Genomic DNA, 26,338 nt, shown 5'->3' with positions numbered 1-26,338 from the left:
GATGCCTAAGCGATCTAATTTACTGCTTTATTCTTGGTAATGTCATCGTAGATTACCTTAATTTTACCGCCCTCAATGAGCAGCCCCCGACTACGTCCTTTCAGTCGGTTGGATTCGTTATTGACATTCACACCGTACACTTTCCCTTCATAAAAACTACTTACTTCAGGGAAAATGGTATGCCCCACAAAAATCTGCTTAACACCATATATTTTCATCATGCCATTCAAATCCTCTTCCCCCAACGGATGATATTTTTCCTCCTTTACCACCATACCACGGTACCATAATGGGCCTTCGCTGCCAAAAAGAAATGATGCTGATTCCGACTGTTGCCGCTCTTCTTTCGTGTGGAACAGATAATGGCGAACAGAATCATTGACCGCAGGAATAGTCCATTTCGGATCCAACATTGCCGTACTCAGCCCCGCATGGACAAAAAGATAATCACCTATTTTCTCCATGGTATTCTTGCTCTGTAGCCATCGTCCCAATTCCGTCTCTGATGACCAAAAATCACGGTAGGGCCTGCCGATGGAATCCGCTAACACCTTATATTTATCCTGCGTATATTTATAATTTCCACGCATCAACATTTCCTCATGATTGCCCAGCAAAAAATGAACCTGCCCTCCAGCCTTAACTGCTTCATGTTCCAATTTATAGATCAGCCAAAAAATAGGCAGGACATCTTTTCCCCGGTCAAATACATCTCCTATAACGACTAGCTGATTCTTTCCAAAAGCCCATTCATAGTTCGCGTCAACTACCTTTTGTGCCTTTAAAATAGCATAAAAAGAGGCAAAGTCACCATGCGGATCGGAAAGCACCATGATCTTGTCACTAGGACGATAAGTCTCTTTGGGAACTGTTATAGGATGGCGCGAAACCTCAAAATGATACTGACCATCTTCTGTGGAAACCGAGAAAGGTTCTTTAAGTGAATTATCGACTTGTATCTTTCCATCAACTACGCGTACAGATTTGGTATTTCCTGCTTCGTAGAAGAAATAAGGGCCATCATGTTGCCCCAACAGTTGTTGGGTCTGTGCATGCAACTGCTGAAAACTAAACAATATAAAAAGTAAAAAGTACCATGTACTGATCCAGTTTGGATCAGTACATAGGTGTTTAAGATTATATTTCCGATTGTTTTGCATCGTGACGTATTTTAATAGCCGGTATTTTGAACAATATTGGGATTAACGTCGATCTCTCGTCTAGGCACAGCCATCTGCGTTTTGAAGTATGTTCGGTCAAATGACTTTGTCTCAGGTCGTAATAGGGGCGAAACGTGCGCCTTACCTTTGCGTTCTATCCTTAGGTTATTGCGCATTGCGTCAAATAAACGATGACCTTCACCAACGAGCTCACGACGACGTTCTTCCATCACACGGTTCAGCTCCACCGTTCCACTTACCGACTTGGCCGGATTGGCGCGCTTGACAATGGCATTTAAATAATTAAGCGCATTGCTATTATCGCCCAATTTCACCGCTGCCTCAGCTGCAATAAGGTATGCTTCCGATAACCGAAGAACGGGAATATCAGCAAATTCAGGATTTTCATTCTCTGCTGTATTACCTGGGTATTTATTCAAATAGTAATAATCAACCTGCTTACTGGTATATTTGGTAATCACTTTCTGACGCACATCATTCGGATCATCTTTAAGCAAATTCATATAATCATCTGAAAGAATAATATCATTGTAGCCCAAGCGCCATAACAGGTTTCCGATCCCTTCTTTTGAATCACTGGCCTCCACTTTGGTATTAGACAACTGAAACAATATTTCGCTTGTAAAGTCCTTCGACCACACCGTCGCATATTCCTCGTTTTTCCACAATTGGTATTGCCCTTTTTTTGAGCTTGCCGCGGCTTCGGCATTTTTGATCAATGCAGCTGCCATTGAAAAGGCCTTTGCATTTTCTCCTGTATACAGGTAAGCACGTGCCAATACTTGCTCTGCAGCAAATCTGTTCAACTTACCATCATTTCTTGCTGTACTCAACAAGCTGTCAGCACCTTCAAGATCGGTGATAATCTGTGCATAAACCTCCTTAACGGTATTTCGTGCAGGTTTGCTTGTAGACACATGCTTCTCCGTCTCAATAGGCACCCCTAAAGAAGCGCCTTGATTTACCGCGTATGGCGCTCCAAATACTTTAACCAAGTCAAAATGGGCCATCGCACGCATGGTTAATGCCTGTCCTTTGATGTCTTTGAGCACATCGATCATTTGATCGGCTGGCACACTATTTACATAGGCCAGTACTCCGTTGGCATTACGGATCACGCGATAAGGTTGATACCAAAGTGAAGATGGTGTATTATCCTTATTAAAGTCAAAAAGATAATAACCTGCAGCACGCTTTGTGTCACCATTGGCGAGCATATCTTCACCAGTGACATCTCCATAATAAGTCATGCGCGCACCATAATATTCATAGCCACGCATAATATCGTAAATACCATTTAATGCGTAACTCGCCTCATTTGCCGATTTAATGGCCTCCGAACTTTCGGTTGAGGTGCTTGGCTGTGCTGTCTCCAGCCATTTGTTGCCACAGCCTGTCAGTAATGTACAGGACAATAACGCTATTGATACTATATTCTTCATCTCTATTTTATTTTTTCCCATCATACTGATGGGCGATTACCATGATCATATTTTAAAATTCCCTTTATCTGAAAAATGAAATTATAATTATGAACGAATCAGTGCTTGCTCCTTAAAATTTAACATCCAAACCGAAGGTTACTGTCTTCAATTTAGGGGATTCAAAATATACCACTCCATCCACAGGCACCTCAGGGTCGTAGTTTTTATAAGCCGCAAAGGTCAGCAAGTTCATACCGGAACAGAAAGCCCGGATATTACTCACTTTTAGTCTACGGGAGATATGCTGCGGAATAGAAACCCCGAAAGTCAGGTTTTTCAAACGGATATGGTCAGTAGAATGCACACGGCGTGTATTGGCTACACTGCTCATGTCATATTTATTTCCAACCATAAACATCTCGATATCGGTTTCATCCCCCGGTTTTTGCCATCTCCGCTCGTAATATTTTGGAATATTGTCATAACCTGTTTTACCACCCAATTCTGTTTTCTGTGCACCACTGTCGTAGGAATTTCCACCCAGCGAATAAGTCCATGTGAAGTTTAGATCCAAGAATTTATAACGGAATGTATTGGTAAAACCACCCACAAGTTTTGGATCCGCGCTCTTATACAATATCCGCGTTGCAGCAGTATAATCTTCGGTGGTTTCTCTAGAACCTGGTTGAGCAGGATCATTGGTGTAATATTGTGGCACACCAGTTTCTTTGTTAATCCCTGCAAATTCAATTAAATAATAGCTATACCATGGTTGTCCAATGCGGTGAATCTGTGTTCCATCCCGCAGTTCCGAACTACCATCAGATAAGGCAATCGTTTTATTACGGTTCATTCCAAAGTTTAAACTCGATGTCCATTTAAACGCACCATTTCGTAGAATATCTGCATTCAGGTCGAGCTCAATACCCGAATTGCGAATCGTTCCAATATTGCTCAGATAAGATGAGAATCCCGTTGTATAAGATGTAGGAACATCATTCAACAAATCCGAAGACTGACGCTGGTACCATTCAAATGTCAGGCCCAGTCGTTCAAACAAACGTAAATCCAATCCTATATTGAGGTTATTCTGTTTTTCCCATTTCAGACCCGGATTTCCGATCTGGATTTCCCGTATACCAGGATTGTTCCTGTACGGAAAGCCAAAACCTGTCAAATCCATATAAGTATAGTAGCTGGATGGCAAAGTGCCATTGGTACCATAAGAAACACGGATTTTACCGTCGCTGATTACGTCATTTAGAGACTCCATAAAGTCCTCTTTAGTAAACTTCCAAGCTCCCGACAACGACCAGAATGTCCCCCAACGGTTGCTTCGGTGAATACGCGAGCTACCATCCATACGGATACTACCTCCTAAAAAGTACTTGTCATCATAATTATAATTCGCACGCGAAAGGTAAGACAGCAGACGCCATTCACTATTGGAGCCCGAAGCATCGGTCAAAACCGAACCGTTGGACAACACCGTTTTATCCACGGTCGGAAAATTGTCCTTGGCACCGCTCAATCCTTCTTTACGATAAGTATTCACTTCGTAGCCACCCAAAATATCCAAATGATGTTTCTGCGCCAATGTTTTAGTGTAGGTTAGGCTATTGCGCCATACCATTTGTTTATAGTCCGAAAAACTTGTGGTCAAGGAACCATTCGTCTTTTCGCCATCCGAGGTACGAGGATCCGACCAAGAGTTGTACCGCGTTGTTGTATGGTCCAGGCTAAAAGTTGTATTAAAAACTAGCCCATCAATAAATTTATAGTTGGCAAAAACCGTATTGAATGAACGGTCACCTTTTTCCCGCCGGAAATTGTACAAGGAAGAAGCCTTGGGATTACGTGGACCATTAGAAAAGAAATCCAGGAAGAAAGATCCATCTTCGTTATAAACCGGCTCTGATGCCGTAATCTTATGACGCGAAGAATAGATTGGCGAGGTATAACCTCCCCCTTCGGAGTTGACATCCTGAGTAATGTTGGAATACAAAATATTGGCTCCCAACTCCATCTTTTCACTTATTTTGTACTTGACGTTCAGTCTACCAGTGAGACGTTCGAAGCCCGACTGATAGGATAATCCCGTCTGGTTGGTATACCCCATGGATGTATAGTAGGAAAGCTTGCTATCTCCACCCGAAGCAGATATATCTGCATTTCTGAAAGGTGAGTTGCGACGAAACAGTTCTTTTTTCCAATCTGCCCAGCCACTTGTCGGAATAGGTGCATATTTATCAATATTCGCCAGTGCATAATCTTCAATCTGGGTCTCATCCGTTAGCTTATCTAAATAGCGAGCTCTATTGCGTAGCCCCTCCAAAAGCATCTCACGCCGTTGCGGCCCATCCATCACTTCGCGAAAATCTGTTGCCTGACTGGACAGCCCATAGTCTCCCTTCACTGAAAACACGGGTTTACCTGCTTTACCGGATTTGGTGGTAATTAAGATCACACCGCCCGCAGCACGTGAACCGTAAAGGGAAGCTGCCGCCGCATCTTTAATAACAGTAATTTGCTCGATATCGGCACTATTTATTGTTGACATCACATCCAGCCCCGCGTTGTTAGAACTGCTCGAAGCAATATTTTCGGACATTACAGGTACGCCATCAATGACAAACAAAGGTTTGTTTGAGGCGTTAATGGATCCCATACCACGAATACGGATATCGGTCGCTCCTCCGGGTTGTCCCGATAGGGAATTCACCTGAACACCAGGTGCATTGCCCTGCAGCATGGTTGAGAAGTTTACTGCCGGAACATCCGCCATGCGGTCGGTCCGAATCGTCGAAGCCGATCCCGTATAATCTGCCTTCTTAAAAGTTCCATAGCCCGTGACTACTACTTCCTCCAGATTGGATTGGCTAAACTGTAGGCTCACGTTGAGCGTTTCCCCACTCACTTCAACCTCCTTGCGATCGTAACCTAAAAAACTGAAAACTAGCGTCGCTCCGCGGTTGGCAGCAATCGAATAATTTCCGTTTTGATCTGTACCTACAGTCGTTTTTGTACCCTTTACGGTAACACTTACCCCCGACAGGGCCTTACCCTGCTGATCGGTGACCTGACCATGAATGTTCTTTTGCAGCTCAAGCGTGTTGTCTTTCGCCGTGCTATACGAGCGATCAATCGCCAAATCAGTCTTTCCAGCCTTAACAACGATTGATTTTCCCTCCTTAAAATAGGTTAAACCATGTGGAGTAAGGAGCTCTGTCAAAGCACGATCCAAAGGAACGTTATTGAAATCAACCGTAATAGCAGGTGTATTATTTACGATTTCTGATTTGCACAGAACAGTATATCCGGTCTGCTTTTTGATTTCACGAAATACGTTGACGATCGAACTATTCTTCTTTTTAATATTTACTGTCTGGGCAAAACTTCCAGCATGGAGCTGCCCCAGTGTAAATAAAAGAAGTATAATAATCATTTTCATAATAATGAGGTATTTATACTTTTTCATTACATTTGATTGGTTTGTTAGTTTAATAAACAGTTAAGCGCGTTTCATAAAATTTCGAACCAAAATGTGCTGGGGAAGTACCACCTTCCTCAGCTTTTTGATAGACGAAATAGGATATAGGTAATTTTTGGCTCTTATTTCATCAATCGGACCCTCCTTCCTTCGATTTGAACCTTAATTTTATCATCGGTCATCTTTATGATTTTTAACACTTTATCAAAGTTATCAAGTCGTGAAACCGATCCCCATAATTTCATCTTGGCTACACTTGGGTCAATATCAATATCAATGTCATACCAGCGTGCTACCTGAGCTAGCGCTGTCCCCAAAGGCTCGTTATTAAACATAAATTCGTCATTCTTCCAGGCAATACTTTCATCCACAGGCACCTGTTGTACAGAAAGTTCTTCCCCTTGTACCGAAGCTTGCTCCCCTGGCTGAAGTAGCCTTGTCTTTCCTGCCGGAACGGAGACTTTTACTTTACCCTCCAGCAGAGAAACTTTAGACTCCTTCTCTTTTGGAAAAGAATAGACATTGAAATGAGTTCCCAACACTTCGACTTTTTCCTTTGCTGTAACAACAATGAATGGCTTTCCAGCCACCTTGGCTACTTCAAAATAAGCTTCCCCATCCAGTTCGACAACGCGTTGTTCATCCGTAAATTTATTGGGGTAGCGTAGGCGTGTATCAGCATTGAGCCAAACCTTGGTCCCATCTGCAAGGGCGATCTGATATTGTCCACCACGGGGAGTTGACAAGATCATCATGCGTTTTTCATCTTTTGCAGTCGCCAGGGCTACTGAGCCGTCTGTATAGGTAATCTCATCGCCCATCACAATCCCCATCTGCTGTTGATCAAGTCCGATACCGGTACCATCCGCAAGCTGAAGGGTGGCTCTATTTCCACCGGGAAGAAGATTTTCCGCTAATTTAACAGCATCAATAGGAGTAGCTGGATCCGACGTATTTATCCCATCTCGTTTATTTATTTGCCATATTCCCAAGCCAACAACAGCAATAAAACAAGCCGCGGCAGCATACCAACCATACAGCTTCCATCGGTGTTTAGGCTGCTGATTGCCCTGGATCTCGATTTTATCCATAATATTCGATAGAATCCTTTGTTCTTGCGTCTGATCTGACGTCGAAAATTCTTCATAAGCCTGTAATTCCTCGCGCAAATTTGCCGGATCTTCCAATTTCTTAGCCAAGTCCTGTAATTCCGGATATTTTTCAAACAGCATGCTTAATTCGGCATGCTCATCAGGGAGAATCTCCCCTTTTAGGTAAGCTTGAAGTAATTGAATAATATGATCTATCGTATACATGATGTTCTTTTCATTTGCTTGTTGACGATAGAAACACGAAGCATAGGATTATCTTACAGAAAAAAATACAAAAAGAATTAAAAGGCTGTTTATCAGATAAATATTTTCAAAAAAACATTAAAACTCATATTGCATAAGCAATATATTCTGTTAAACATTGATTTCCTGTTTTCTACTTGTTGTCTGTTACTTACTGACAAAGGATAGGAATGCAAGGAGTGTTAAAGCATCCTTTGCCCCCAAAAGCCCTCTAATAGTACTCACTGCGCGGGAGCGGTTCGTGTATACAGCGGCTGGACTCATCTGCAGCTGGTCTGCAATTTCTTCTACAGTCTTGTCCTCCAGATAAGTTAGGTTAAAGACTTCTTTTTGCTTTTCAGGCAATTTTTCAACTTCATTAAAGATGGCATGTACCAGCTCCGCATGAATCATCTTTGAAAAAGCATCACGGTCATCCGTAAGTAGATCCTCATAATTGGATAAAGGTTCCTGAATACCTTTTGTGCGTTTGTCCCGAATAGCGTTGAGGCTGGCATGTTTTGCCGTAATATAAATAAAAGCCCTCAGACTTTCCATGGAATGAAAATCGGATCGACGGGACCATACCTTGACAAAAACATCCGCTACGATTTCTTCAGCGACATCGACCTCTTTCAGGTAACGCAAAACAAAGAAAAGCAACTGTTTATAATACTTATGATAAATAGCCACAAACCCTGTCTGGTTGTCTTCCTTCAAACTGTCTATCAACTGTGAATCTGTCATGAGGTAGTGGAAAGTGAACTATTAGGTTAGCCTTAATATCAAAGCTAAATTAGAAAACACTTTTTAGATTATCAAACAGTTAACAATAATTTAAAATGGAACAACAGGCTTTTTAAAGTTTTGTAGCACGCAGCATTTCTCTTTTTCCAGGTGCACCCGGAGCCTTCTCAATGGAAAAGCCCAAAGATTTCATACTGCGTTTGAGATTACCTGTAATGGCATAAGTAACAAAAACGCCTCCAGGTTTAACGAATTGCGCGATATGCGCCAATGCCACATCGCTCCACATTTCGGGCTGATGTATGGCTGCAAAAGCATCAAAATACACCACATCGAATCTTTTTTCGGATTGGAAATCCATCAATAAAGTATGGGCAATGGTGAGTTGTAAGCGTTCGTGAATTTGCACCGGCTGCTGCAATGCGGCTTCATAGTTATCCAGATAAGCCGACCAGATAGTTGCATCTACGTTCTCATCATAGCCTGTCTCAGCAATGGTCGCCAGTGGCAATGGAAAACCTTCGATTCCGACATAGTCTACCTGAAACGACTTGTCCCCAATATGTTCTGCTGTTTGCAGAAAGTTCAGTCCGGTACCAAATCCCACTTCCAAAATAGCAACCTCTGAAGCTCCCGTTTGTTGTACAAAATGATCCAAACCGGTTTTGATAAATACATGTTTACTTTCCTGAACGGCACCATGCTTAGAATGGTAACATTCACCTATCTCCGCATTGTACAATGTTTTGGAACCATCTGCGGTTGTTACAAAATCCATTTTTGTCATTATATTTTTGATAAAGTAAATATCCCATACGCATCACCCGATCCAACAGGCGGTACAGCAGATCGTCATAAAAGCAGTGAAGCCAGTGACGTAAGCTACGCTCACATTCCCCTGGGGTCTCCCTGCCACAGTGATGGTCTTCTGTAGATATATCTGCCCAAAGATAAAAAGCGGACCCAAATAAATCCCAAATAATCTTTATCCAGAGGTTGTGGAGTGAAACCATCACGATTTAACTCAAACCGAGGGAACCGAACGATTGAATTCACAGATACGTTAAAATACCAAATAAATGAGTACATGAGTTCATTTATGTCAACACGACCAACACGTATAATTAATTTAAATGGATAAAAATAATAGATAAAAAGATTATTTTAGCGTCATAAACGCTAAACAATCACAGAACCTAATGGAATACTCTGCAAAAACTTTTATACAGAACTATGGCAGCATCCTACTGCTGCTTCTTGGCATCGGTATCGGAAGTTTAATTGGGGTCTTTTTTCCACATTTTGTGAACAACCTGAAGCCAATTGGGGATATCTTCCTAAATCTGCTCTTTGTAAGCGTAATACCGCTGGTCTTTTTTGCCATAGCTTCGTCTGTAGCCAATATTGAAGGGGACAGCGTATTGGGTCGTATTATCGGCATGATGTCACTCGTATTTGTAATCGGCATTGTGGTTGCAGGTGTAACAAGCGTTATTTTCCTCTACCTATTTCCTGTTAGTTCCGACCTCCCTATCGAACAAGCGAAGGAAATCATTGACACCGCCACACAGGACTCTTGGGGTGAAAAGATGGTTCGATTCCTGACTGTTAGTGAATTTTCTAGTCTATTGTCCCGGCAGAATATGCTGGCCTTTGTTATATTTTCATTTTTAGTGGGGATTGCGACACGTAAATCTGGATCCGCAGCTGATATGTTCCGAAAATTTATCAACTCAGGCAATGCTGTCATGGGCAATTTACTGGTCATGGTCATGAAGCTCGCACCCATCGGACTGGGTGCCTATTTTGCCTATCAGGTTGGAACACTCGGCCCACAGCTCTTCGGCTTCTACGCCAAACCCATTGGTCTGTACTATATCTTTGGCCTATTCTATTTCTTTACAATATTTAGTTTATTCGCATTTCTTGCTTTTGGTATAAAAGGAGTCAAACGCTACTGGCAAAACAATATTCTCCCCTCACTGACAGCACTGAGTAGCTGCAGCAGCCTGGCCACCATGCCGGCCAACTTACTGGCTGCAAAACAAATCGGCATACCCGATACTGTTGCAAGCGTGGTCATCCCTTTGGGCACAACGCTACATAAACATGGCTCAGCCATTGCTTGTATTTTTAAAATTTATGTCGCGCTGCTCTTGAGTGGAAAGGAATTTTTTGATCCAACCAACCTGGTCATGGCCGTAGGGATCACCTTATTGGTCAGCATCGTGGCCGGCGGTATTCCTAATGGGGGATATATCGGTGAAATGCTGATCATATCGGTTTATCAGATGCCCACAGAAGTCATTCCCTCCATTATGATTATTGCGACATTGGTAGACCCACTAGCCACTATGCTCAATGCGACCGGCGATACCGTTGCTGCCATGTTGGCCACCAGGCTAATCGGACAGAAGCTCTCAGACCCGATCGCAGAAAAAACGGTTAGCAGTGGTTAAAACCGATATGCAAAGAATAACTGTCCGTATTGATGCCGGTGAAACACCGATTTAAGTTCCTTGGAATTAAAAATGTAATTAATACCATAATTGACCTTGTGATTGGACCAACTGAAACCTATGCGGTGACTTATCATCCAAGGCTCGATCTGATATAATCCGCCTATAGGATCATCTTTTCCCAGCCCCCCTTGTATCGTTGAATTATAAAATATCCGGGCCAAACTAGGTTGATAAACAAAGTACCATTCTTTGTCGTCATTACTTCTAGCCTGTGTCAAATGCCCATGTGTAAAGGTCGATGCATGGTAGGATTTAAGTTTACCTGCACGGATTGGAATTCCAACCTCCATATTTGTATTGTTCATCCCCAGAGCACCCCTCCCCATTATCCCGAGATCAAATGCTCCTGCTTGATCCCGATAAATTCCTTTCAAATATTTCGCCTGTAGATCTACACCAAAAGCATTGCGCAATGCGGTATCCCAGCCTGTTGCCTCATACATTCCAAACAGATGATGGATAAATTTCTGTGCACCTTCGCCATAAGATCGGGAACCAATCTGTCCCAATTCGACTTTAAGTTCAACCACTTGATCAGCTTTCAAAAAACGAGCCCCTGAGGCGCTCAAATAAAGATATCCGGCGAAAGGTCTGTCATATTTCTTATTCTGTCTACGATAATCTATAATACTAATACCATTGTAGATGCGCTGTCCGACTTCAAAGTCCAATACGGTATTCGAAATCTCTGAAGCCCCTCTTGGTGGTAGTGCAATACGGTAATTGACATTGATACCGTTGGTATAATATCGGTCCTGGCCAATCAATAGATAGACATCATTGTCATTTTGAAGAGAAACCTCTTGGTTGCGCAACCTCACCTGCCCAAAAACCAAAAAAAATGGAAATATAACTCCATATAAGAGCAGTAAAGACCGCAAAGCAACACTCATATTAACAGGCAATTGTAAAATTCATGCGATATAAACTGCAACAAAATATTAAATCTCAACTTAAATTATTCAAAAGCATCCAAATATACCTCATTTTTTCAGGGACAACAACCTATTTAGAACAAATATAAATAATGTCGAAAAGTTGCATTATTCCTTTCTTCGCAAATCTATTTGTAATTTTGCATTCGATTAAGTGTCAGCTTTTGTCAGAATCAATGATTATAAGGGATTCATTGCGATCGATACACAAGCTTTTACTGGGAACATGAAAATCTCCGAAGGTTGGCACAATAGCATAAACAAATCATACGAATGAAACCGTCATCAGTTTTAGTTAGTTCAGATCAGCGTTCGAACAACTGCTCATGATAGCTTCATTACCGATAAAAACAAATAATACTAATGAAAAAAAGTTCCATCATTCTAATCGCTATCATTGCAGTGGCTATTGCCATGATACTTGTCATCTATACGGATTCAAGTACCTACTCGACATTTACCGAGGCAAAAGAAAAGAAAACAGAACTATATGTGGTCGGCCAGCTCAACAAAGACAAGGTACTTCACTATGACCCGAAAACAGATGCCAACAAATTCAGCTTTTTCATGTACGACAATGAAGGTACAGAATGTGAGGTTGTATTCAGAGGCGCAAAACCTCAGGACATTGAGCGTTCAGAACAAATTGTATTGACGGGCAAAATGGACGGGAATGTGTTTAGAGCGAGTAAAATATTGATGAAGTGTCCATCGAAATACAACGATAAATCGGTCGTGACGGAAATCAATGCCACAGCTTTCAATAATTAATTTGTAAAATCAATTTTTCAATGGACGTTAATTACGTTGGTGAGCACCTGCTACCTGGGCAGATCGGACAATTCTTTATTGTTCTTTCCTTTGGTGCCGCACTTTTATCTTGTATCGCTTATTTTTTCGCGACTAAAAACCCTGAAGAGACTTCATGGAAAAAGATCGCACGTATTGGATTCTGGATCAATGCCGTTTCTGTTGTCGCTATCGGTGCAACCTTATTTTATATCATCTATAATCATTTATTTGAGTACAACTATGCTTGGGCGCACTCATCCAAGACATTGCCTACTTATTATATCATTTCCAGCTTTTGGGAAGGGCAGGAAGGTAGTTTCTGGCTCTGGATGTTCTGGCAAACAGTACTAGGAGCAATATTGCTCTTTAAAGCAAAGAGCTGGGAAAATTCCGTGATGACTTTTGTGATGTTATGTCAAGCTTTTTTGGCATCCATGATCGTCGGTGTGGAAATATTTGGATTACGTATCGGTAGTTCTCCATTTATCCTTTTGCGTGATGCAATGGATATTCCGATCTTAAAACAAGCCAATTACCTATCATTGATTACTGACGGTAATGGCTTAAATCCACTTTTACAAAATTATTGGATGGTGATTCACCCACCCACCTTATTCCTTGGTTTTGCTTCCATGATTGTTCCTTTTGCTTATGCGACTGGAGCCCTATGGACTAAACGCTACAAGGAATGGATCAGTGCCGCACTTCCATGGGCGCTATTTGCGGTTATGATTCTTGGAGCAGGGATTATTATGGGTTCATTCTGGGCATACGAAGCACTTAACTTTGGCGGCTTCTGGGCTTGGGATCCGGTGGAAAATGCTTCTATTATTCCTTGGTTCACCCTGATCGCCGCAGTTCACGTGATGATCGCCTATAAAAACTCGGGACATTCTTATTTCACAGCAACATTTCTGGCCATGATTAGCTTTGTGCTGGTGATCTATGCCTCCTACCTAACACGTAGCGGCGTCTTAGGCGAGACTTCGGTACACTCGTTCACCGATTTAGGTATGAGTGGGCAGTTGATTTTGTTCAATGTGGCATTTTTAGTAATTATGGTTGTCTTTCTTGTCATTAAGAAGAAAGAGATGCCCATTACCGAAAAAGACGAAGAGATTTATTCAAGAGAGTTCTGGATGTTTATCGGTGCTTTGGTCCTGACTGTTGCCTGTGCACAGATCATTGCTTCCACTTCCATTCCGGTATTTAACAAGATTTTTGGCACCAAGGTCGCACCTCCTTTAGAACCAATTCAACATTATAATAAATGGCAATCCGGATTTGCTGTTATTGTCATGATCATGACTGGCTTTACCCAGTTTTTAAAATACAAACGTAGCGATAGCCGTAAGTTCTTAGCTTCTACTGTAGCGTCTCTCGCTGTAGCCATTATCCTGACAGCAATTATTTCATATTTTACCAAAACATATACCAACCTGATCTATATCCTGATCACCTTTGCCAGTATCTTCTGTATTCTGGCGAATATCCGGGTATTGGGTGATGCAGTCAAAGGTAAATGGAAATTAGCGGGTTCTTCGGTCGCTCATATTGGTTTTGGACTGTTACTTATCGGAGCTATGGTTGCCGCAGCAACAAACGAGGTTATCTCTGTCAACAATACGGGCTATATCGCTGTATCTGGTTTTGACAAAGTCGAAAAGCCGGGAGAGAACCTATTCCTAACCGAAGGAGAACCTGTACAAATGGGGGAATATAAAATCACCTATATCGGTGATAGCATTGTTGCGCCAAATACCTATTACAAAATCAAATACGAACGTATTGATGAGGAAACAGGTAAAGTAAAAGAAGAATTTGTGCTACAACCTTTCGCACAAAACAATGCCAAAATGGGTGGTTTGATTGGTACTCCGGCAACCAAACATTACATTACACATGACGTATATACCTTGATTACAGCTGCGGCAGCGGAGAGCCAGGCACAGCATTCAAAAGTGGCTGCTGAGGAGAAAACAGGCTTTGAGGATTATGAAGAACCTGCGACCTATCAAGTCAATATCGGTGACACCTTACGTTACCGCAACGGGTACTATGTGATTGAAGGGCTCAATAAAGAGGCTCAACTGGAGAAAATCCCAAAAGGTCCTAACGACGTCATGGTCGGATTAAAAATAAAAGTGGTTGCGGCGGATAATAAACAATACGAAGTACAACCCATATACTTGATTAAGGATGGTGGAATCTATGATTTCAATAAAGATGTCGCTGATCAAGGCCTTAAGTTTAGGTTTACAGGTATCAAACCAGACAAAGATAAGTTGGAAATCATGGTCTATCAGAAGCCGTTACCTGAGAAAAAATGGGTAGTCTTTAAAGCAATCAAATTTCCATACATCAACTTCTTTTGGTGTGGAACGATTATTATGACCATCGGTTTTATCATGTCCATTGCCAGAAGAAATAAAGAAGAGAAACGAAAATTAGCGAAATAATGAACATTGTCATCTTAGGAAGCGGAAATGCCGCAACACATTTTGGACAAGCGTTTCAAGAGCTAGGACATCGGATCGTTCAGATCTATAGTAAAACAAAGGCCAATGCGGATGCATTGGCCTTTGCGCTTCATTGTCCCAGCACAGATCAGCTCAGCCAACTGCAGCGCGATGCTGATCTTTATCTTATCGCCGTGTCAGACCAGGCTATTCCTACCCTTGTAGAAACAATACCGCAGGACATCAATGGGATTGTAGTACATTGTTCCGGAGCAACCGATCTAGATGTCCTGAAGCGATTTAAAAATGCTGGTGTAATCTATCCACCACAATCGCTATCCAAAAGTAAAACTATCGATTTTTCAGCAATTCCATTTTGTGTTGAAGGCAACAATGAAGGCAATACAGCGATTTTACTCCAACTTGCAGGTACCTTTTCAACCCACAGTATCTATTGCAATTCAAAGCAACGGCTAGCAATCCATCTGTCTTCGGTCATGGTCAATAACTTCTCGAATATCCTTTATCAGTTTGCCTATGAGCTATTGGAAGAGCATAATCTTTCCTTTGACCTGGTCAGGCCGATCATTTTAGAAACGGCAGAAAAAGTTCAAAATCATGTTCCAATAACAGTTCAGACAGGTCCCGCGATCCGGGGCGATGAAGCGACACAGCAAAAACATTTGAAATTTATTAGTAATAAACCGGATTTACAGCAAATCTATCAACTTTTATCGCAACAGATTACTAAAAGAAAATAGTTTGTTAGAAACAGTTATAAACTTATCAAAACTTATTCTAGCATAGTAATTATATCCATTTACTTGGGGAACTTTAGTACATTTGCTCTGTCCAAAAGCGCATTTTGGAATGCTAATTGAGCAGTAATATATTCAATTGGACTAAACATTAAAATAGCGAATTAAAACTAAACAATCGTATTTTCTATGGAAGTTAGAAAACTCATTATTTCAATAATGGTTGTGATTAATTTAATCATTGTATCATTTGGCTTTATATTTACATCAAGCTGGTTTTGGTTATTGATCTTTCCATTCCCATTATTATTGATCGCCTTATACCATAGTTTCCAAACCAAACATGCGATTTTGCGAAACTACCCTCTTGTTGGCTACTTTCGTTATATCTTCGAATCGATCCGTCCTGAATTGAGACAGTACTTTTGGGAATCTGATATGGATGGTCGTCCATTCAACAGAAGACAGCGTTCTATTGTTTATCAGCGGGCAAAAAATCAACGTGAGACTGTCGCATTTGGTATGCAAACTGATCCACAAGCGGTCGGTAACGAATGGGCAGCACATTCTGTTTTCCCCTGTCATATCGAAAATCACGATTTACGAACGACTGTTGGAAATGAATCCTGTAAAAAGCCATATAGCTTAAGCGTTTTCAATATCTCAGCGATGAGTTATGGTGCTTTGAGTAAAACGGCTATCACTGCGTTAAACAAAGGTGCCGCCTTACAAAATTTCGCGCACAACACCGGAGAGGGTGGTATCAGTGACTATCACAATAACGGTGGTGATCTGATCTGGCAGGTTGGTACAGGTTATTTCGGTTGTCGTAATTCGGAAGGCAAGTTTGACGCTGAGCTATTCCGTGAAAAATCAAACCGCGAAAATGTTAAAATGATCGAGCTCAAGCTCTCACAGGGTGCGAAACCTGGTCATGGAGGTATCTTACCAGCGGCAAAAAATACACCTGAGGTCGCAGCAATACGCCACGTTATCCCTGGGACAGATGTGATGTCTCCTCCAGCACACAGTGCATTCTCTTCGCCAACAGAAATGATGCGTTTCATCCAGCACATGCGGGAACTATCTGGTGGAAAACCAATCGGATTTAAAATATGTATCGGTGACAAACACGAGTTTATGGATATCTGTCATGCCATGCAGAATACGCAGATCTTCCCAGATTTTATCTCAGTCGATGGTTCTGAAGGTGGTACAGGTGCTGCACCCTTGGAATTTACGGACAACCTAGGGATGCCACTTTATGATGCATTAGCTTTTGTAACCAAAACGTTGATCGCATTTGGCTTGAAGAAACACATCAAAGTAATTGTGTCAAGCCGTATTGTTACGGGCTTTGATATACTAAAAGTTATTGCTCTAGGTGCTGACGCCTGCTATAGCGCGCGTGGAATGATGTTCGCCTTAGGTTGTATTCAGGCACTAAAATGTAATGAAGACGTTTGTCCGGTAGGTGTTGCAACGCAACAACCGCACCTGTACAAAGGACTGGATGTTAATGACAAGTATGTACGCGTAGCACAATTCCATCGCAATACATTGCGCGCTACCGTTGAGATTATGGAGGCTTGTGGTTTCAAAACCTTATCTGAAGTATCCGCAGATAAATTCTACCGCAAAGTAGATGCGATACGGACCTTAAGTTTCCAAGAAATCTATTTTGGTACGGAAGGAAAACTGGTCAATAGTCATACTGATTTTGAAAGCAAACTTTTCGAAGACTAGCCTTTCGATACATATCCTATACAAGAAGCCCTCAGTCGTTGTTAACACTGAGGGCTTCCTATTTTTTCTTTCCCCTATTGGCCTTTCGGCTCAGATAATTTCATAATCAATGTGATCGGTAGTAATTTACTTGTCAATACTATTTCAGATTGAACAGCACACGATGTAAAGTTGTATGAGATAAAGCAATCTGATCATCGGTCAGTCCACCTAAAGCCTGTTCGATCGTATTCGTGGCCTGTTTCATCCCTTCGTCTTTCATCTTCCGGCCAATTTTGGTTAAATAGATCAAATTAGATCGTCTATCATTTTTGTCATTGACACGGATCACCAGATTAAGTCGTTCCAGATTATTGATCAGGCGCGTTACACTCGGTTTATCCCGGAATGTCCGGATAGCTAATTCCTGCTGGGTCAGTCCCTCCTCTACCCACAGATTGTACATAATACTCCATTGCTCCGAAGTAATACTTAATCCCGCTTCCCTGAGATTACGCTGTAATCTCCGCATAACCGCAATTGAGTATTTCCCGGTCAGGAAATTATAAAAGTACTCTTGCGATACTAAATCTTGGTCTAACATATAAATAATGGTTATGGTTGTTTACGCAACTTATGTTGCTAATAAATATTATGCTCAAATCAAAACAAAAAAAACTAAACTTATTTTGGCTAATATTTAGCCTAAATTACGTTTTTCTACAGTTGTGTCAAACAAATTTTATCAACATGTAATAAATAGATGTTAATAAATCATCATAAACGATTTACAGTAGACTGAATTTAGCAATAAAAAAGGAGACAAACAAAATAAATTGCTTGTCTTTATACCTAATTTAAGTAAGGCTTATCCGATTCTCAGAAAGAGTTATCCGATTGTAAATGAATCTGAATCTCTTAAAAACGGGAATTTTTCCCTGGCTTCCAAGAGGTCATTCGGATTTAATGTAAAGGTATATAGATCTTCATCTTCGGGCTTATAATAAACGACATCACCCAACGGCGATATGCACATTGACCCACCGGAGTAATAGATATCGTTACCATCGTGTCCCACTCGGTTCACACCAACGACATAAGATTGGTTTTCAATGGCACGTGCTGGGATCAATGCCCTCCAATGCGCTGAACGTTTATCTGGCCAACTTGCTGTATAAACCAAGATATCGTAGGCCGCATTTTGATTCTTGGACCAAACAGGGAAACGAAGGTCGTAACAGATCATAGGGCAAATTTTCCAACCCTTGATATCCACCAAAATACGTTCGTTGCCCGGTTCAAAATACTCGCTTTCCTTAGACATGCCAAAAAGATGGCGCTTATCGTATTTCACATATTTGCCATCAGGAAACATCCATAAAAAACGGTTGTAATATTTCCCATCCTCTTCAATGATTAATGAACCGGCAACAACACAGTTTAATGAACTTGCCATTTCAAACAGCCATCTTGTGGTAGGACCATTGGCGGGTTCGGCACATTTTCCAACGTTATTCGTGAATCCCGTATTAAACATCTCCGGTAAGATAATCAAATCTGTTTTCTCGCGTAATGATGAAAGTCGCAACGCCAGATTATTCAGATTTTTTTCAATATTTTCCCAGAATAAATATGCTTGAAATACCGTGATTTTTAAAGGATCCATGAACGTTATCTAAAATTTATTTAATTATTTAGTACAAAATAGCCATTTATTGGCAAAATACGAATTTTAATAGAATTTCTATCTACTGCTGTCTTACTAAAAGATTGTTTGCTAACAGTAATAACGCTTCTTTACGTTCATTTGGTACATCCAAAGCATCCATTTTTTCAAATGCGCGCTGCGTGTATATATCTTTTAATTCATCCGCTGCTTCCCGGACCTGATATTTATCATATAAGGTTAGCATATCTTCAACTTTTGTCGGAACAGCCTCGACAGTTGAACGTAATAAGCGCTGCATCGTAGGAACATCCTCCTCAGCAATAACTTCAATCAGTTTAACCAATAAAAAGGTTTTCTTATTGATCATAATATCACCGCCGACGATTTTCCCGAAAGTATCCGGATCACCATAGGCATCCAATATGTCATCCTGCAATTGGAAGGCCAAACCAACATTTTCCCCAAAATCGTAGATCAATTGTTGTTGTTGTTCGTTCGCTCCGGAAAGAATGGCACCCAATTGCAATGCTCCGCCCAATAGTACCGATGTTTTCAAACGAATCATTTCCAGATATTCGGGCATAGACAATGACGCACGACTTTCATAGTCCATATCCAATTGTTGACCCTCACAGACCTCCATAGCGACTTTACTTAAAATCCGCAGCGTTGCGGGCAGATAAACCGGATTACATTTGGAGATTTCCTCATAAGCCTTCACTAATAATCCATCTCCAGAGAGAATGGCAATATTTGCATCCCATTTTTCATGGACAGTAGTTTTTCCTCTCCGTAAAGGAGCTTTATCCATCAGATCGTCATGTATCAATGAAAAGTTGTGAAAAAACTCTACAGCCTTTGCTGCCGGAATAATTTCGTCCATCTCTTGCATACCGAATAACTCGGCCGCCATCAATGTTAGCACTGGCCTAACCCTCTTGCCGCCCAAAGTCAATATATACCGTATGGGATCATATAAATTTGTTGGAGTTTCAGGAAATTGACTTGTCTCTATCGCCTCTATCACGAGCTGTTGTAAGTGTTGCATATATCTTTACGATCGAATCATGCGAATATAGCAATAATCATATAGAAATGGCAATTTTGTACCGCCAAAGCATTCGGGGCAAAATCGTACATTTGTATAAGTCTTTTGTTATGCGCATACTAATTATCCATACATATTATCAAACAGCAGGTGGAGAAGATACTGTCTTTCAACAGGAATTGTCGCTCCTCTCGCAAGATCACCAAGTCCGCACCATGACCTTTCAAAATAAAAAAGGCTGGCAAGGTGCATTACAGACCTTGGGTTCCATCTGGAATATTTTCGCAGCAAATAGATTAAAAAAAACAATCCGGGAATTCAGACCTGATGTCGTCCATCTCCACAATACACATTATGCCGCTGGACCAATTCTAATCCGTGCGATAGCCAAACAAGGTATTCCGCAGGTGATGACCTTGCATAATTTTAGATTACTCTGCCCCTCGGCAACACTTTATCATCACAATCATCTGTTTCTGGATTCGCTAAAAGAAGAATTTCCGTGGACGGCAGTTAAGGAAAAAGCATTTAATGATTCCGTTATTAAAACATTCCTCCTTGCCTTGAACTATTGGTTTCACCGCAAAATAAGTACATGGCAAAAGGTCAATAGGTATATTAATTTAAGCAGCTTTGCAAAATCAATATTTATTGACTCAACTTTAAGCGTACCCGCAGAAAAGTTTGAAGTAAAAGCTAATTTTGTTTTCCCTTCAACTTTAGCGGCTGAAAGCCCGCAACCTTATTTTATTTATGTTGGCAGACTGTCCGACGAAAAGGGAATATTAAATCTGATTGAGTCTGTGAAAGGAAAGGATCTGGAGCTCCGCATTATCGGTGGTGGTCCTCTCGAGGAGGAGGTCAAAAAAAGGATAACAGATCAGCCCAACATCAGCTATCTCGGATTTAAACCCCGAGCCGAGATTTTACCATTGGTTGCTGCAGCACAAGCCCTAATTGTCCCCTCCATTTGTTTCGAAGGAATGCCAATCACAATCCTCGAGGCCTACTCTGTGGGAACTCCGGTACTCTGCTCAAACCTTGGGCCTTTACCTGAAATGATTATCCCGAATAAAACCGGACAGACATTTGATCCACACAATAGAAACGAAATCGTTGCTTGCCTGACGCAATGGCATGCCAAACCAACCGATGAAAAAGATGAGATAAGAAAGACCTGTATGGCCTATTATTTTAGTAATTTTACTCCTGATATAAATGAGAGTAAATTATTAGCGATCTATAAAAACGCTATTGAAGATAAAAAATTAAACAAATGAGTATTATTGTAATGGATAAACTGGGTTTGGCACCTCAAATCCAAGCGACACTGGAAACGATCTATGATCCCGAATTAAAACCAGCAAATATTGTCGATCTGGGGCTTGTTTATGAAATTATTACCAAGGAAGATGGCATAGCAAAAATTGTTATGACACTCACAGCTCCGGGCTGTCCAGTTGCAGGAGAAATCATGAATGAAGTGCAGGAAAAAGTTGCTGGAATAGAAGGTATTAAAGAAGCCTTGGTGGAATTAACTTTTGATCCACCTTGGACCAAAGATATGATGTCTGAAGAAGCAAAGCTTGAACTTGGCTTCCTGTAGAATTTGTTTTAGAAAATATGTAATGCCTCCAAAAGACTATTTAGGAGGCATCTTTATGATGATGCTATTTTAAGTATACCGTGCTTGCTAGAGATCAGTGCGAAAAAAATAGCATTAGAATTATCCAGTACTATTATTTTCAAGGTCGCTCAATTTCTTCAGCGGTTTGGCTGTATTGGCATCACTTCCAAAGAGTAATTTCCATAGATTGCGGGATTCTTTGGTCAAGAGTGGCGACACGATGGAAAGGATTAAAACGTAAACCACAACGAATGATTGGATAACAGGGAGCAAAGCCCCCGCTTTCCCGATATTGGCCATGATAATTGAAAATTCCCCACGTGCAGACAGCGTAAAGCCAATGTCAAAAGATGTTTTCGGTTTCATCCCAGAAAATTTCGCAGCAAAATAACCCGAGGCGAGATTACCCATCACAGTTACTAAGGCCGCTATTGAAGCCCAAAATACAGCTCCTCCCAGCGACATGATATCTATGGATAGTCCGAAGCTAAAGAAAAACATCGCCCCAAAGAAGTCTTTATAAGGTAGCACCATGGCTTCAATTTTTTTGATATACTGCGAATCCGCCAGTACCAATCCCGCCATTAATGCACCAATAGCCTCGGCAACATGTATGGTCTCCGAAAATCCGGCAACGATAAAAAGCAGTGCAAAGATGACCAGTATAAATAATTCAGAAGTTTTTTCCTTTAACAAACGGTCTATTGCAGGTACCAACTTACGTCCCAAAACCAAAAAGGCTAAGATAAAGCCCAATGCCAATAGGGAAGTCCCTGCAACCGTCCAAAATGAGCTACTACCTGTTAATATCAATCCCGAAAGAAAGGAAATATGCATGGCAATAAAGAGATCATCAAACATGATCATTCCCATAATAACCTCTGTCTCCGGATTTGCCGTCCGTTTAAGATCAGTGAGGACCTTCGCCACAATTGCTGTCGATGAGCTCGTCATGATCCCACAAAGGACCATCATCTCCTTAAAAGGCATATCCATCAGCCAACCAATCAACAATCCCGAGGTAAAGTTGAGCAGGACATAGATTGTACCACCAGTTACGATGGCTTTACCAGATTTGATAAGCCGATTGACTGAAAATTCCAGTCCCAAATAAAACAGGAGAAATAATACCCCTAGCCTGCCCATAAAATCTATAAAGGGTTTGCTTTCGGTAAATGTCAGATCCACCAACCCAATCTGCGGTGCGTGTTGCCCCAAAACCATTCCTATAATAATGAAAAAAGGAATAACGGAAAACTTAAGCTTGTTGGCAATCAATCCAACAATAGCAACAAGTCCGACAGCGATTCCAATTTCCAATATTAAGGTGTGTGATAGCATAGATTACAGTAAAATTTCCTTTAAAAGTTTGATATTGTTTTTCTTTCCGGCAATGACCAAAGTTGTGCCTGGAGTAATCAGATAAGATGGTCCGGGGTTGATGACCGTTTCGTCGTCTCTAATTCCAGCAATAATGGATGCTCCAGTACGTTGTCGTACCTCCAGTTCACCGATCGTTTTTCCTGCTCCTTCCCATTTGCCCTCTAGCTTGTACCATTCGATACGCAAGTCGTCCAAAGCTACTTCAATTGTTTCCAATGCCTTGGGCTTATAGGATAGACCACCTATAATACCCGCTATCTGACGTGATTCATCATCATTAAGTGTCATCACACAACGCGATTCATGTTCTTCGTCATCATAACGATACAGTTCCCGTCGACCATCATCGTGGATCACAACAACCATATTGTCACCCGCATCGGTTTCAATTTGAAATTTCTTTCCAATTCCTATCAGATCGGACTCTCTTACAATAGACATAATCTTCTATTTAAATAAATACCAATAACAACAGCAAAACGCTGTTTTACCAAAAACAAATTTAACCAAAAATTCAATCTTAAACGAATCCTCTTCGCGCGACGGCAGAGGATGTGAACATGCAGATTACCCCAAAATACTAAAAAAAGACCAGAAAAACGAGTTTTAGACGAATTACTTTACCTCTATTAGCTTGTAGCTTCCATCTGGACGTCGCTGACTGCGACCAATGGTAATGCTCTTGGAGTGATAGAATAAAAAGGTCCAACCTTCTGGAGCCCCTTCTCCCCAATAAGCTTGCCGTAGCTCCTTCGAGCGTCGACCATCAAAATCATATTTAGCTACATAATTATGAAAAATCTCTTCCGGTTCAGGTAATACATCGCCCCCGAAAAAATAATGCACTTCACCTGTACGGACATGAAAAGCCTGGTGATGTGGTGTATGTCCGCCATTATGAGCATAACTGATTTCAGCATTTACCTGCCCCGCTCCTTCTACCAATACCAAGTTTCCACTTCGTTGGACAACATCAAAAATTTCTGTACGATATGAGCTCGAAATCCCAGAATAAGCATCCTCCCATTCTCCTCTTTGCACAATATACTCAGCTTCGGGAAATGCAATACGCGGGGAACCACTTTCCATACTTACCATACCTCCGGCATGATCTTTATGCAGGTGCGACATTAACACGTATTTCACATCATCTGGCTCATAACCCAATTTGCGGATATTGCTGTGCAACTTCAGCACACCACTGTCATCGGTATGCCCCAAACCGGTATCACAGATCACAAGACCTGACTCTGTTTTGATCAAAAAAGGATGGACATGGATAAACATGGATCTCGGACGATCTTTCGGATCATCCACAGATGGATCAAAGGGAACGAATTTTCTACTTTTATCGACAGAAAAAGAACCTTCATATAGAGAATAAGCCTGCACCATATTTAAAACATTGGGAATATGCACGTTAAGCGACAGGCGGTCAATACCAGGTTTAGGAATTAGGTAAGTCCAGCCTTAAAACGTATATTTACACTTAAAATATTGTGCAAAGATATGCAAAAAAGGTGGGTACTAAAATCTAAAACTGATGTCAAAATAACCAACAAACTGCGCGAGGAATTAAATATCAACGCTGTGTTAGCGGAATTGCTCGTCAACAGGGGAATTGGAAGTTTTGACGAAGCGAAACAGTTTTTTAGGCCACAATTGTCGGATTTGCACGATCCTTTTTTGATGAAGGATATGGAAAAAGCCATATCTAGAATCATCCAGGCTATCGGCAACAAAGAAAAGATCCTGATCTATGGTGATTACGACGTCGATGGCACCACAGCAGTCGCTGTAGTCTACAGTTTCTTCAGAGAATTTCATAGTCAACTGGAGTTTTATATTCCGGACCGTTATGCGGAAGGCTATGGTATATCTACGCAGGGCATTGATTATGCCGCAGCCAATGGCTTTTCTCTTATTATTGCATTAGACTGTGGGATAAAAGCCATTGATAAAATTGACTATGCCAACACGAAGGGGATAGACTTTATCATTGGCGACCACCATCTCCCAGGTGAAGAACTTCCAAAGGCTTTCGCTGTTTTAGATCCAAAACGTGTAGATTGTGATTATCCCTACAAGGAACTTTCTGGTTGCGGTATCGGCTTCAAGATCATCCAGGCGTTCATACTGACCAACGGAATGGATATCAATGCCTGTTATCAATTTTTAGATCTGGTTGCAGTGAGTATAGCATCAGATATCGTCCCAATCACTGGTGAGAATAGAATCTTAAGCCATTTTGGGTTGATTAAGCTTAACACCAATCCCTGCGTGGGATTAAAAGCATTGATTGACCTATCCAACAATAGAACAAAGATTTTTACGGTCAATGACATCGTGTTCCAGATTGGTCCGCGCATCAATGCCGCCGGCCGCATTGACCACGCTAAAGATGCCGTCAAATTATTAATTTCAAAATCCCTACAGGAGGCGAAAGACTTTAGTTCGAGCATTGATGATCAAAACAATGTCCGCAAGGATTTTGACCTTAAAATAACAGAGGAGGCGCTGGCGCTCATCGAAGAAAATGTAGTTCTCAAGAGCCGAAAATCTACCGTATTATACAAATCAGACTGGCATAAAGGTGTTATCGGTATTGTCGCTTCGCGATTGACTGAGAAATATTACCGTCCCACTATTATATTAACGGAAACAAATGGCCATATCGCGGGCTCTTGTCGATCAGTAATCGGATTTGATCTATATGAAGCGTTAAACGAATGTGCTGATTTACTTGAGCAATTTGGAGGGCACAAATATGCTGCTGGACTGACCATGTCACTGGACAATGTAAGCTTGTTTCAAGATCGATTTGAAGAAGTCGTGGCTCGTAGGATCAGTCCTGAAATGCTGACACAAGAAATTCAGATCGATGCCAAACTTCATCTGAAGGATATAGACGCTAAATTTTTTCGCATACTCCAACAGTTTGAACCTTTTGGGCCACAAAATGAGTCACCAATTTTCTTGACTAAGAAAGTGAGTTCAGTAGGGCCGGCTTTCCCTGTAGGTACAAATCATTTAAAAATGACAGTTGTCCAGGAAGACTCGCCATCTTTTGATTGCATCGGTTTCGGATTAGCAGAACATATTGATCATATCAATTCAGGGCAGAGTTTTGATATCTGTTATAGCATTGAAGAGAATGTATGGCGCAATAAGAGAAACTTACAGCTTAACATCAAGGGAATTCGATATTAGCGTTTTAGCATCTAAATACTTAATACTAAGAAGA

The 26,338-nt window shown here is 41.2% G+C and carries 21 protein-coding genes; 8 read left to right on the top strand and 13 right to left on the bottom strand.

Annotation, left to right across the window (positions count from 1 at the left end):
• Positions 1-14: 14 nt before the first annotated feature.
• From LC454_RS10175 to mnmD, 6 genes are all read right to left on the bottom strand, one after another.
• A complete protein-coding gene (locus tag LC454_RS10175; RefSeq protein ID WP_223582031.1) occupies positions 15-1,160 on the bottom strand; it encodes a metallophosphoesterase in 1,146 nt (381 codons plus the stop codon).
• Between the two features lie 11 nt (positions 1,161-1,171).
• Positions 1,172-2,623, bottom strand: a complete 1,452-nt coding sequence (locus tag LC454_RS10170) for a RagB/SusD family nutrient uptake outer membrane protein (protein WP_223582029.1) — start codon at positions 2,621-2,623, stop codon at positions 1,172-1,174.
• 112 nt (positions 2,624-2,735) lie between these two features.
• A complete protein-coding gene (locus tag LC454_RS10165; RefSeq protein ID WP_223582027.1) occupies positions 2,736-6,083 on the bottom strand; it encodes a TonB-dependent receptor in 3,348 nt (1,115 codons plus the stop codon).
• Between the two features lie 134 nt (positions 6,084-6,217).
• Complete coding sequence (locus LC454_RS10160; RefSeq protein ID WP_223582025.1) at positions 6,218-7,411, bottom strand: FecR family protein; 1,194 nt, start codon at positions 7,409-7,411, stop codon at positions 6,218-6,220.
• A 186-nt stretch (positions 7,412-7,597) separates the two neighbouring features.
• Positions 7,598-8,176 (bottom strand): RNA polymerase sigma factor, encoded by a 579-nt coding sequence (locus LC454_RS10155; protein WP_223582023.1) that lies wholly within the window; start codon positions 8,174-8,176, stop codon positions 7,598-7,600.
• A gap of 112 nt (positions 8,177-8,288) precedes the next feature.
• On the bottom strand, positions 8,289-8,954 hold the full coding sequence (gene mnmD / locus LC454_RS10150) for a tRNA (5-methylaminomethyl-2-thiouridine)(34)-methyltransferase MnmD (protein WP_223582021.1): 666 nt from the start codon (positions 8,952-8,954) through the stop codon (positions 8,289-8,291).
• 421 nt (positions 8,955-9,375) lie between these two features.
• Here mnmD and LC454_RS10145 point away from each other — a divergent pair, with 421 nt between their 5' ends.
• Positions 9,376-10,635 (top strand): dicarboxylate/amino acid:cation symporter, encoded by a 1,260-nt coding sequence (locus tag LC454_RS10145; RefSeq protein ID WP_223582020.1) that lies wholly within the window; start codon positions 9,376-9,378, stop codon positions 10,633-10,635.
• On the opposite strand, the gene LC454_RS10140 is transcribed toward LC454_RS10145, so the two are convergent.
• A complete protein-coding gene (locus LC454_RS10140) occupies positions 10,632-11,591 on the bottom strand; it encodes a lipid A deacylase LpxR family protein (RefSeq protein ID WP_223582018.1) in 960 nt (319 codons plus the stop codon). The genes LC454_RS10145 and LC454_RS10140 overlap by 4 nt on opposite strands.
• A 405-nt stretch (positions 11,592-11,996) precedes the next feature.
• Between LC454_RS10140 and LC454_RS10135 the strand changes: the two genes are divergently transcribed.
• From LC454_RS10135 to LC454_RS10120, 4 genes are all read left to right on the top strand, one after another.
• Positions 11,997-12,404 (top strand): cytochrome c maturation protein CcmE, encoded by a 408-nt coding sequence (locus LC454_RS10135; protein ID WP_120260530.1) that lies wholly within the window; start codon positions 11,997-11,999, stop codon positions 12,402-12,404.
• 20 nt (positions 12,405-12,424) lie between these two features.
• Positions 12,425-14,884 carry a heme lyase CcmF/NrfE family subunit gene (locus LC454_RS10130; RefSeq protein ID WP_223582016.1) on the top strand — a complete coding sequence of 820 codons (2,460 nt, stop codon included), beginning with the start codon at positions 12,425-12,427 and terminating at the stop codon, positions 14,882-14,884.
• Entirely contained in the window at positions 14,884-15,645 is a 762-nt protein-coding gene (locus LC454_RS10125) for a Rossmann-like and DUF2520 domain-containing protein (protein WP_223582007.1), read from the top strand. Before LC454_RS10130 ends, LC454_RS10125 begins: the two co-directional genes overlap by 1 nt.
• A gap of 186 nt (positions 15,646-15,831) precedes the next feature.
• Positions 15,832-17,388, top strand: coding sequence for an FMN-binding glutamate synthase family protein (locus LC454_RS10120; protein WP_223582005.1), 1,557 nt, complete (start codon positions 15,832-15,834; stop codon positions 17,386-17,388).
• A gap of 139 nt (positions 17,389-17,527) precedes the next feature.
• Here the strand turns inward: LC454_RS10120 and LC454_RS10115 are convergent, their stop codons facing one another.
• From LC454_RS10115 to LC454_RS10105, 3 genes are all read right to left on the bottom strand, one after another.
• Positions 17,528-17,971, bottom strand: a complete 444-nt coding sequence (locus LC454_RS10115; RefSeq protein WP_223582003.1) for a MarR family winged helix-turn-helix transcriptional regulator — start codon at positions 17,969-17,971, stop codon at positions 17,528-17,530.
• Between the two features lie 285 nt (positions 17,972-18,256).
• Complete coding sequence (locus LC454_RS10110; RefSeq protein ID WP_223582001.1) at positions 18,257-19,033, bottom strand: amidohydrolase; 777 nt, start codon at positions 19,031-19,033, stop codon at positions 18,257-18,259.
• Between the two features lie 82 nt (positions 19,034-19,115).
• Positions 19,116-20,084, bottom strand: coding sequence for a polyprenyl synthetase family protein (locus tag LC454_RS10105; protein ID WP_223581994.1), 969 nt, complete (start codon positions 20,082-20,084; stop codon positions 19,116-19,118).
• Positions 20,085-20,194: 110 nt separating this feature from the next.
• Here LC454_RS10105 and LC454_RS10100 point away from each other — a divergent pair, with 110 nt between their 5' ends.
• Positions 20,195-21,364: a glycosyltransferase gene (locus tag LC454_RS10100; protein ID WP_223581992.1), complete on the top strand. Its 1,170-nt coding sequence runs from the start codon at positions 20,195-20,197 to the stop codon at positions 21,362-21,364.
• Between the two features lie 11 nt (positions 21,365-21,375).
• Positions 21,376-21,690, top strand: a complete 315-nt coding sequence (locus tag LC454_RS10095; RefSeq protein WP_373564841.1) for an iron-sulfur cluster assembly protein — start codon at positions 21,376-21,378, stop codon at positions 21,688-21,690.
• A gap of 120 nt (positions 21,691-21,810) precedes the next feature.
• Here LC454_RS10095 and LC454_RS10090 read toward each other — a convergent pair whose 3' ends face one another.
• The 3 genes from LC454_RS10090 to LC454_RS10080 all read right to left on the bottom strand — a co-directional run bounded on the left by LC454_RS10090 (position 21,811) and on the right by LC454_RS10080 (position 24,489).
• Positions 21,811-23,052: a cation:proton antiporter gene (locus LC454_RS10090; protein ID WP_223581990.1), complete on the bottom strand. Its 1,242-nt coding sequence runs from the start codon at positions 23,050-23,052 to the stop codon at positions 21,811-21,813.
• Between the two features lie 3 nt (positions 23,053-23,055).
• Positions 23,056-23,535, bottom strand: a complete 480-nt coding sequence (locus LC454_RS10085; RefSeq protein WP_077438826.1) for a cation:proton antiporter regulatory subunit — start codon at positions 23,533-23,535, stop codon at positions 23,056-23,058.
• 174 nt (positions 23,536-23,709) lie between these two features.
• A complete protein-coding gene (locus LC454_RS10080; RefSeq protein ID WP_223581988.1) occupies positions 23,710-24,489 on the bottom strand; it encodes an MBL fold metallo-hydrolase in 780 nt (259 codons plus the stop codon).
• 114 nt (positions 24,490-24,603) lie between these two features.
• On the opposite strand from LC454_RS10080, the gene recJ reads away from it, so the two are divergent.
• Positions 24,604-26,304, top strand: a complete 1,701-nt coding sequence (gene recJ / locus LC454_RS10075) for a single-stranded-DNA-specific exonuclease RecJ (protein WP_223581986.1) — start codon at positions 24,604-24,606, stop codon at positions 26,302-26,304.
• Positions 26,305-26,338: the final 34 nt, after the last annotated feature.

It is taken from the genome of Sphingobacterium sp. GVS05A (assembly GCF_019969845.1).
Taxonomy (GTDB): Bacteria; Bacteroidota; Bacteroidia; order Sphingobacteriales; family Sphingobacteriaceae; genus Sphingobacterium.
The sequence above is the reverse complement of the archived record's forward strand: the minus strand, read 5'-3'. Positions and strand labels throughout refer to the sequence as shown.